At 53.5% G+C, this 8073-nt stretch carries 10 protein-coding genes; 5 read left to right on the forward strand and 5 right to left on the reverse strand.

Going from position 1 to position 8073, the window contains the following annotated elements; translation table 11 throughout:
* On the reverse strand, positions 1 to 924 hold a 924-nt coding region (locus VE954_RS38770), incomplete at its 3' end, for a hypothetical protein (RefSeq protein ID WP_324963305.1).
* Positions 925 to 1153: 229 nt separating this feature from the next.
* On the opposite strand from VE954_RS38770, the gene VE954_RS38775 reads away from it, so the two are divergent.
* Together VE954_RS38775 and VE954_RS38780 are read left to right on the forward strand one after the other, a co-directional pair.
* Positions 1154 to 1750, forward strand: a complete 597-nt coding sequence (locus VE954_RS38775; RefSeq protein ID WP_324963307.1) for an HdeD family acid-resistance protein — start codon at positions 1154 to 1156, stop codon at positions 1748 to 1750.
* 13 nt (positions 1751 to 1763) lie between these two features.
* Positions 1764 to 1964 carry a hypothetical protein gene (locus VE954_RS38780; RefSeq protein WP_324963309.1) on the forward strand — a complete coding sequence of 67 codons (201 nt, stop codon included), beginning with the start codon at positions 1764 to 1766 and terminating at the stop codon, positions 1962 to 1964.
* 2 nt (positions 1965 to 1966) lie between these two features.
* On the opposite strand, the gene VE954_RS38785 is transcribed toward VE954_RS38780, so the two are convergent.
* Positions 1967 to 2329, reverse strand: coding sequence for an SDR family NAD(P)-dependent oxidoreductase (locus VE954_RS38785; RefSeq protein WP_324963311.1), 363 nt, complete (start codon positions 2327 to 2329; stop codon positions 1967 to 1969).
* A 71-nt stretch (positions 2330 to 2400) separates the two neighbouring features.
* Positions 2401 to 3396 carry a fibrinogen-like YCDxxxxGGGW domain-containing protein gene (locus VE954_RS38790; RefSeq protein ID WP_324963313.1) on the reverse strand — a complete coding sequence of 332 codons (996 nt, stop codon included), beginning with the start codon at positions 3394 to 3396 and terminating at the stop codon, positions 2401 to 2403.
* A 199-nt stretch (positions 3397 to 3595) separates the two neighbouring features.
* Between VE954_RS38790 and VE954_RS38795 the strand changes: the two genes are divergently transcribed.
* Both VE954_RS38795 and VE954_RS38800 read left to right on the forward strand, forming a co-directional pair.
* The gene (locus VE954_RS38795; protein WP_324963315.1) at positions 3596 to 4018 is read left to right on the forward strand and encodes a SufE family protein; all 423 of its coding nucleotides are present in this window, start codon (positions 3596 to 3598) and stop codon (positions 4016 to 4018) included.
* Between the two features lie 91 nt (positions 4019 to 4109).
* Positions 4110 to 5456 carry a class II 3-deoxy-7-phosphoheptulonate synthase gene (locus tag VE954_RS38800; RefSeq protein ID WP_324963317.1) on the forward strand — a complete coding sequence of 449 codons (1347 nt, stop codon included), beginning with the start codon at positions 4110 to 4112 and terminating at the stop codon, positions 5454 to 5456.
* 15 nt (positions 5457 to 5471) lie between these two features.
* Here VE954_RS38800 and VE954_RS38805 read toward each other — a convergent pair whose 3' ends face one another.
* Positions 5472 to 5624, reverse strand: a complete 153-nt coding sequence (locus tag VE954_RS38805; RefSeq protein WP_324963319.1) for a hypothetical protein — start codon at positions 5622 to 5624, stop codon at positions 5472 to 5474.
* Between the two features lie 190 nt (positions 5625 to 5814).
* Here VE954_RS38805 and VE954_RS38810 point away from each other — a divergent pair, with 190 nt between their 5' ends.
* Positions 5815 to 6363 (forward strand): ferritin-like domain-containing protein, encoded by a 549-nt coding sequence (locus VE954_RS38810; RefSeq protein WP_324963321.1) that lies wholly within the window; start codon positions 5815 to 5817, stop codon positions 6361 to 6363.
* Positions 6364 to 6365: 2 nt separating this feature from the next.
* On the opposite strand, the gene VE954_RS38815 is transcribed toward VE954_RS38810, so the two are convergent.
* On the reverse strand, positions 6366 to 7736 hold the full coding sequence (locus tag VE954_RS38815; RefSeq protein ID WP_324963323.1) for a sensor histidine kinase: 1371 nt from the start codon (positions 7734 to 7736) through the stop codon (positions 6366 to 6368).
* Between the last annotated feature and the right edge of the window lie 337 nt (positions 7737 to 8073).

Raw genomic sequence — 8073 nt, forward strand, 5'->3', positions numbered from 1 at the left:
GGTATCGATCGCCTGCTGGATTCCCGTGGTATAGCTGACGCCATCAAACTCGCAGTGCCCACCAGCACCCTGGATATTGACCGTTTGCAGCTTGGCCTGCTGATCGCCGGATACGCCCGCCGAGGCCGTTGCACCTTTATAAGCATTGACGGTGTTCTGCACGCTCGTGAGAATATCCGCACGCTCACCCGCGGTGACCTCCACATGGATCCGGAACTTGCCCAGCATAGCCGGATCAGCGAACGCCACACGAGGGGGCTCGCCACCGCACATCACCATGGCAGCCGAATTATAGTTCTGACCGAACTCAGGAATGAACGAGCCCATCAGGAAATAAGCGCCACCGGACACACCGGAAAAATAGATTTTATCGAGATTGACGTTATATTTCTTAACGAGTTCTTTTTGAATCAGCTCATTGACATAAAGCGCATGGGCTCGACCCGCCACGCGTCCCCATTGCAAGTTGGTGTTCGGGGCCTTCACGGTCACACCGATTAAATCATAGCGCAATTCCTTGTTGGGAAAGTCACGATAACCGCCGCCGCCATCCCCATGCAAATGGATGTGCAGACCGTAAACCTTTTGCCCCACATCGGCTGGCGCATTGATTTTATAGGAACTGGCAAGGCCCGTGGAATCCGTAAATGGAACTTCCACAAGGCCGGTTCCGCCCCCCGTCCCTTGCGAACTGCGGACGGCAGGGGCCGCCGGCGTCGCAGGCTGAGATGGTTTCACGACAGGAGCTTGAGTCGTATCGGCGACGTCGTTCGTCACGGTGCTCTTATCCTCGTCCGCATCGGCGGTCGCGGCATCCCCAGGTGTGGTGACGCCTCGCGTGCTGGGCTGGGCACGATAAGTGGATTGTGCGGAACAGGCGGTCCAAAGTAAAACGCTCACTAAGAATATGGGGCTCGTTTTCACAGCAAGATTCCTTCCACGGCGATAGCTGGCATGATGTTCATTCCACGCAGAGCAATGCTTGTACCACCGCTAAGCCCATGATTTGTTCAGCCTGCCAGCGGCCACACAATGACAAATTCCAGCGAAACGTCGAGCCTTTCGACACTTCTTGCAGAGCATTACCCAAACGGACGAATGTGGCCCTGGATTTGCAATCCTGGGCTTAGAAAATTTAAACAGGGAGTTCTGTATGATCGAATATTTCGAAAAAAATTGGTGGTTATGGTCACTGCGTGGCGTCATCGCCCTGGTGTTCGGCTCGGTGGCTTTGTCCATGCCGAGTCTCACCTTGACCGCGATGGTGCTGCTCTTCTCGGGATTTATGTTCAGCGATGGAATCTTCGCCTGGCTCACTCTGTTCGCCCGCAGGACGGATGAACGCTGGTCGTGGACCGTGTTTTTTGAAGGTATGACAGGTGTTGTGGCCGGGGTCGTGACCTGCCTGATTCGGGACACGAGTGTCCTGACCATCATGGCTTGCGTCGCAGGCTGGGCCTTTGTCAGTGGCGTTTTGAAATTGGGTGTGGCGTTCCGTTGCAGTAAAGCCAGCTGTGTTCCGGGAGCTTTTATTCTGGGGCTGGGTGGTGTCGGAGCTTTGGCTTTAGCCGCGACCTTCACGTTTTTCCCAGCGGCTGGTTTTGTGGGCGTGTCCTGGATGGTCGGCGCCTATGCTGCCTTTCTCGGCTTGCTCATGATCATGGAAGGCCTGCGACTCAAACGCTTCTATCGCATCTTTGATGTGAATAAAGTGCATCTGCAGATCCAGCACCCTTACTACCCTGCGTGAAAGGGGGATTGCCATGTCGACTTTCAAGTGGTTGGTTGGCTTGTTTTGCTTGCTCTATCCGACTCGCGTGGAAGGTGAACCTTTGCAACGGCTGGACACGGAACGGGCAGCACCTGCAAACGCCCCGAGCGCAAGCATCAGTAAGTGTATGACGCATGCTGATCAGGCTGCCTGTGGTACCGTCCAGGCCCTGACTCAAGACCACGCCACCTAAGTCTATCCTCGTCCACCCTGCTCTCCAGTTTGAAGAGCAGGGGGCACGCTCTTCACCTGATTGTTGATCAGAATATCAATTCGGCCAAAGGGCTTCAGTGATTTTTCGATGAGAGTTTTACTGGCCGTGATGTCCTGTAAATTTCCAGGGACCATAAAACAGCGACCGCCTTCGGCACGAATGCACCGCACGGTATCCACCGCTTCCTTTTGTTCCTGAGGCTTGTAGTTGATAATGATATCAGCGCCTTCCCTAGCGAAAAAGACGGCGACATCGCGCCCCTTATCGACATCATCACCAGTGATGAGGACCACTTTTCCCTGCAGTTTGCGCGGCTGTTGTTTTTCATCAGATATGTTTTGCATGATAATCCTCCTCGCCCATGCGTCGAGGAGGATTTTGCAGATTACATGCCAAGCTGGAATTATCGCGGTTTTCAGCGGAACCAGATACGATGAATCGTGTCATCCACAAAATCGTTCGAGCCGAAGTCACATTCCCAGGCGTTATCATTATTCGCCCGTAGAGCCCAGGTGGTATCGTTGCCCACCTCTTCCTTGGTAAAGCTATCGCGCGTCAGGGCAAAATCGACTTGATTGATTTCGGAGCGATTCGCTAACGCAGGCAGGATTCCGGTATGGCCCGTGAGTTTCACGAAGCCTGCTGCAGCAGCCCCAGCATTCACACAGCTGCCCGTCCCTTTCTGAGCGGACGTGATGCAGTTGGCATCCAGCGTTTTAAAATGAATAATGCGTGGATTCTGTGAGCTGCGGCAGTAAAAGCGCAACTCTTTCACAGCGAATTTGTTGAGCATGGCATTACCAGCATGCCCCCAGTTTTTCACCAGTGCAGATTCATCGGTGCCGAGCGTATCGCTGCCAAGCAGAGGCAAATCCGCGGCGCGCACCGACAAAGGTGGATTGGTATTGGCTTTGTGAGAATAGTTCAGAACCAAGGTCCAGCCACCACCGTCTTCGGTCATGTCGCAGGACGCATCAAGAGCAACGCGCGTTTCGGCGGCTGCGTTTAAATAAATTTTGAAGATGCCGCTAACCGCATCTGGCTTCGCCTTCTTAATCTCCGCACAAGACGCCGGGTAAAATGGCGGTGCAACTGGCGGGGTTGGCGTCGGTGTGGCAGTTGGGGTGCCAGGACCAGGCGCACCATTTGCCGGGGGAGTTTGCTGATCAGCTCCGGGCGGAACATTATTTTGAGTGCCGTCATTGGGATTTCCCCCTGGGTTATTGCCGAGAACAACGTCCTGTCCTTCAATAGTACCTATCGGCTGATTTTCGTTGGAAGTTGCGTCGGCGCTGCCGTCGTAAAATTTCACCTGTTCATCCGGGGCCATAGGCCCTTTGCCAGCTTTGCAGGCCGACCCGGCCCACGCCGCAGTCACCGCAACAAGCACAGTTTTTGTGAAGTTCCCCACTGAAGCCCCCTCTATTCCCAATCGATTTTTGGTCCAGTGTTCAGGATCGGTCTTTTTTTCCGGTCTCTTGAGGGCAAGCGCCAAGTCTTTATTATTCTGCCCAAATTCCGGATGTCTTCGGCGTCGCTTGCAGAGCCTCCGGGTCTTCGGTATAGCTTTAGGCTCGGCCCTGGCAAGTCTGCGAGATAGGAGACAATTTATGGAAAACATCATCGCCCGCAAGGACCGTATCATGGCGGAACTTAAAGGCATTTCAGATAAAGATGAAAGGCTTAAGGCCATCATCGGATACGGTAAGGATATGCCTGACTTACCCGCCGAGCTGAAAATAGAGCCTTTTCTGGTGAAGGGCTGTATCTCGCGCGCCTGGCTGGTGCCGCAGATTCAGAACGAGCGTCTTCGCTTCATGGCTGATTCTGAAGCCATGATCGTGAAAGGCATCATCGCCTTGCTACTTCAGGTCTATAATGACAGCACTCCGCAGGAGATTGAAAGTCTGTCCCCTGATTTTCTGGCCGAAGCCGGCATAACTGAGCTGCTGTCCATGAATCGTCGCAGTGGACTGCGCAATGTCCTGACAATGATCCAGGCCTATGCGGCCAGAATGCACAAACCTGCCTGACTTTTTTTGTCCTCCACGGTTCAGCAAAGCATTGGACTTCCCTGCAGCCTCGGCTAGACTGCAAGACCGTGAACCCAAAGGACGGACCTGTATGCAGACCCAAGCCGACAATTGGAAACCCGAATCATGGCGCGCGCGCCCTATCAAGCAGCAGCCGCAATACGAAAACGTAGCCTTGCTGAACGAGGTGCTGGGGGAAGTGCGCAAGCTTCCTCCACTGATTTTTGTAGGTGAGGTGGATCGGCTGAAACATCAGCTGGCCGCCGCGGGTCGAGGTGAAGTTTTTGTTCTGCAAGGCGGCGACTGTGCCGAGCGGTTTCAGGATTGCAACAAGGACGCGATCACCAGCAAACTAAAGATTCTGCTGCAGATGTCGGTAGTCCTGGCCTATGGCCTGCGCAAACCCGTGGTCCGCATTGGGCGCATTGCCGGTCAGTACGCCAAGCCCCGGTCCCAGGATACGGAAATCGTTGATGGACAGGAAATTCCGGTTTATCGCGGCGACATTATCAATTCCTTTGAAGCGACCGCGGAGGCACGAAAACCGGATCCCCAGCGGATCAAACGCGCCTACCTTCTGGCGGCCAGCACCTTGAATTATGTTCGCGCCTTGACCAAAGGTGGCTTCGCGGATCTGCATCAGCCCCAGAATTGGGACCTGACCTTCGTCAATAAGGTGCCGCAGCGTACCGATTACGAGCGGATCGTGAGCAACATTCGTGATGCCATCGTCTTTATGGAAGCGCTCGGCAATCGCGAAGAAAGTCTGCGTTCGGTGGAATTTTATACGTCTCATGAAGGGCTGCTGTTGCCGCTCGAAGAGGCCCTCACCCACTTCGTGCCTGAACAGAACCGCTGGTATAACCTGGGTGCGCATATGCTTTGGATTGGTGATCGCACGAGGCAGCTGGATGGGGCTCACATCGAATACTTCCGCGGCATTGCCAACCCGATCGGCTTGAAAGTTGGGCCAACATCGGATCCCAAGGACATTATCAGCATCTGCCGGGCGCTGAACCCCTTGAATGAAGAAGGCAAGCTGACCTTGATCTCACGCTACGGCCACGGCAAGGTCAAGCAGCATCTGCCCGGGCTGATTCAAGCCGTGCGAGCGGCTCAGATTCCGGTCGTATGGAGCGTGGATCCCATGCATGGCAATGGCATCAAGACCCAGGACGGCACCAAGACGCGCGACTTTGGAGCGATTTTAGGTGAGGTTCAGGAGAACTTCGAGGTGCATAAGCAGCTCGGCAGTCCACTGGGTGGCATCCATTTCGAACTTACCGGCCAGGATGTTACAGAATGCATTGGGGGAGCCGCAGGCATCACCGCGGAACAACTCGACCGCAACTACGAAACCTACTGCGATCCGCGGCTGAATTATTCGCAAAGTTTGGAAATGGCCTTTTTGATTTCCCGCATGCTGGGGCAGTTCTGAACGAACGCCCCCTTATCATCCTGCGATCGACATGACAGCCATGGTGATCAGAGCAGCCCCGGACAACAGAATAACGACCGTAACCATGACCGCGATGGACATCATGGCCGCCAATGACAGGATGGCGGCTAACATCATTTCAAAGGTGGATCGAATCGTGGTGATCATGATCGTGTCGTCCTCTCATCCGTGAAAGGGTATTTACCCTTTCTTCATGAAAGCAAAGGTTGTGCCGACCCATCATGCATCGTTCTTCATACACCCTCGTTGTATGCAATAGGCAGGTTCCCCTATCCTTTCCCACCTGGCACACGGCTTGAAGGAAGAAGGGATCGAACGCTTGCCTAGGAGTCGAAGCATGAGTGAATTTATTTTGGATATTGAGCAGATTCGCAAAAGCGCCCGCAGCCAGATGGAAAAAGGGGCCATCACCCAGAACTATCAGGCCGATCGCCATGCCATCTTGAAAATTTTGGATACGGCCCTGGCCACCGAATGGATTTGCGTTCTGCGTTACACCCAACATGCCAAATCAGCCCAGGGCCTGCACGCGGAACCTATTGCCAAACATTTCGCTGAACACGCGAAGCAGGAAGAAGGTCACGCGAACCAGCTGGCTGATCGCATCAAGCAGTTGGGCGGAAAACCTGATCTGGATCCAGCCAGCTTTGGTCGGCGCAGCCATACTCATTATGTCGAATGCGAGAGTCTGGTCGATATGATCAAGGAAAACCTGATCGCCGAACGCATCGCTGTGGATGCGTATAGCGCGGCCATTCGTTTTATTGGCACGACTGATCCCACCACACGCCGCATTTTGGAATCCATTCTGGAGGTTGAGGAAGAGCATGCGGATGAGCTCGCTGATCTTCTCGCTGCTTTTGATCCCCGCGAACCGATCAACTGAAATCAGGGCTCCGTAGACACCTGCATCACAGGAAACTGGACCACAAAGCGCGTATGCGGAGCCCCTGTGTCCAAATAAAACTGTCCGTTCACATTCCGAATGATGCCATCCACGATGCTGAGCCCCAGACCCGTGCCCTTGCCTATGGGTTTGGTCGTGAAAAAGGGCGACGTGATGCGATCGCGCAGGTGCTCGGGGACACCTGCCCCACTGTCGATCACAGAGACATGAAGCGACTTCGGTTGCAGAAAAAGTTGCAGGTGAATCCATTTTTCAGGACAGGCCGCGGCAGCATCGATCGCGTTATTCAGTAAGTTCACAATAATCTGCAGCAGCTTCACGTATTTACCGCTGATTTTTTCGTTTGGATCCGAACTGTCCACGCGCAGCTGAATCTCGCGACTCCGCATGCGTTCCTGACAAAGCTCCATGCATTCTTCCTGGAGTTTATGGAGGGTGAACACAACATCCTGCTCATAGGATCCTTCATGCGCATACGAAAGCAACGCACGGGAAATGGTTGATATGCGAAGGCAGCTGCGCTCAATACTTGCGAACATGGCGCCTTGTTCTGCAGTCAACGGGTGATGCTGTTCCAGATCGCGCTTCAACCGCACGGTGTAGCCGTGAACGATGGCCAGGGGATTGTTGATTTCATGAGCCACACCACCGGCCATCTGCCCAAGTTCGGTGAGACGCGCATCATGCATCAGTTTTTCCTGATGCCGCAAAATTTCAGCCTGGGCTTTCCGCAGATCCCTTTCAAAGCGTTGGCGCTGGAGTTCATAAAGCGCGGCTATGGTCCATATACCAAGCGTGACACCCAGGACATCGCCCCAAAAAATATCCACGAAATCGACTCGGGTCATGCCTACGGGCACCATCTCAGCCCGGTCCTTGAACAGCTGGATCAGAGTCATCTGCACCAGGAGGACCATGAAGCACCAGTATTTTCCCAGGTGCAAACCCAGCACATAAAGCCCAAAAAGACCGAGACCCGCAAACCAGAAATACGTACCGGCGACCGCCACCCGTTCCTGGCAGGCAAAAAGAGTCAGACCTGCCAAAGGGCATATCAGCAGCGCAATCGCGGCCAGACGAAAAGACCCCACAAAACGCAGGACGCCGAGGGAAATGATGGCACCGAGCAAGAGCAGGGCATAACCGATGGAATGAATAACCAAGGTTTGGCTGAGACTGGGCACCATATAAAGGTAAATGGTCGGCACAAAGGCAAGACATACCACGCTCAAACCGACCAGCATACGCGCTCGAAACAGATCGCCCCGGGATGCTTCCAGAAGTTTCTGGTGCAGAATATAACGCGAAAAGTCGTATTGACTTATGAAAGTCTGAAGTTTGTCTTCGAACACGTGAAGGTCCTTTTCCTGGTCCTCGCTTGTTTACTGTTAATATGCTGCAAAAGCAATCAACCTATACGTCATTCCACGCTCGGGGTGGAACGAGCAAATTAAATCTTGCAAATGATTTTCATTATCAATATGATGAGAAAGTCCTGCCGGCTTTCCCTGGTCTGGTTGGTCTGAAAAGGCAAGATCGATTCCGGTCAGAGGGAATCCATTCCTTCTGACTCTCTCGCTTCTCCATGTTCCGATTGTTCGCGGCAATCGTAACGATAGTGACAGAATTTAACGGGAAATAGATTCGGAACGGCTGAAAATAGCTTCAGCCGTTCTTTTTTTGTGCCAG

The organism is Oligoflexus sp. (genome assembly GCF_035638955.1).
Lineage (GTDB): Bacteria > Bdellovibrionota_B > Oligoflexia > Oligoflexales > Oligoflexaceae > Oligoflexus.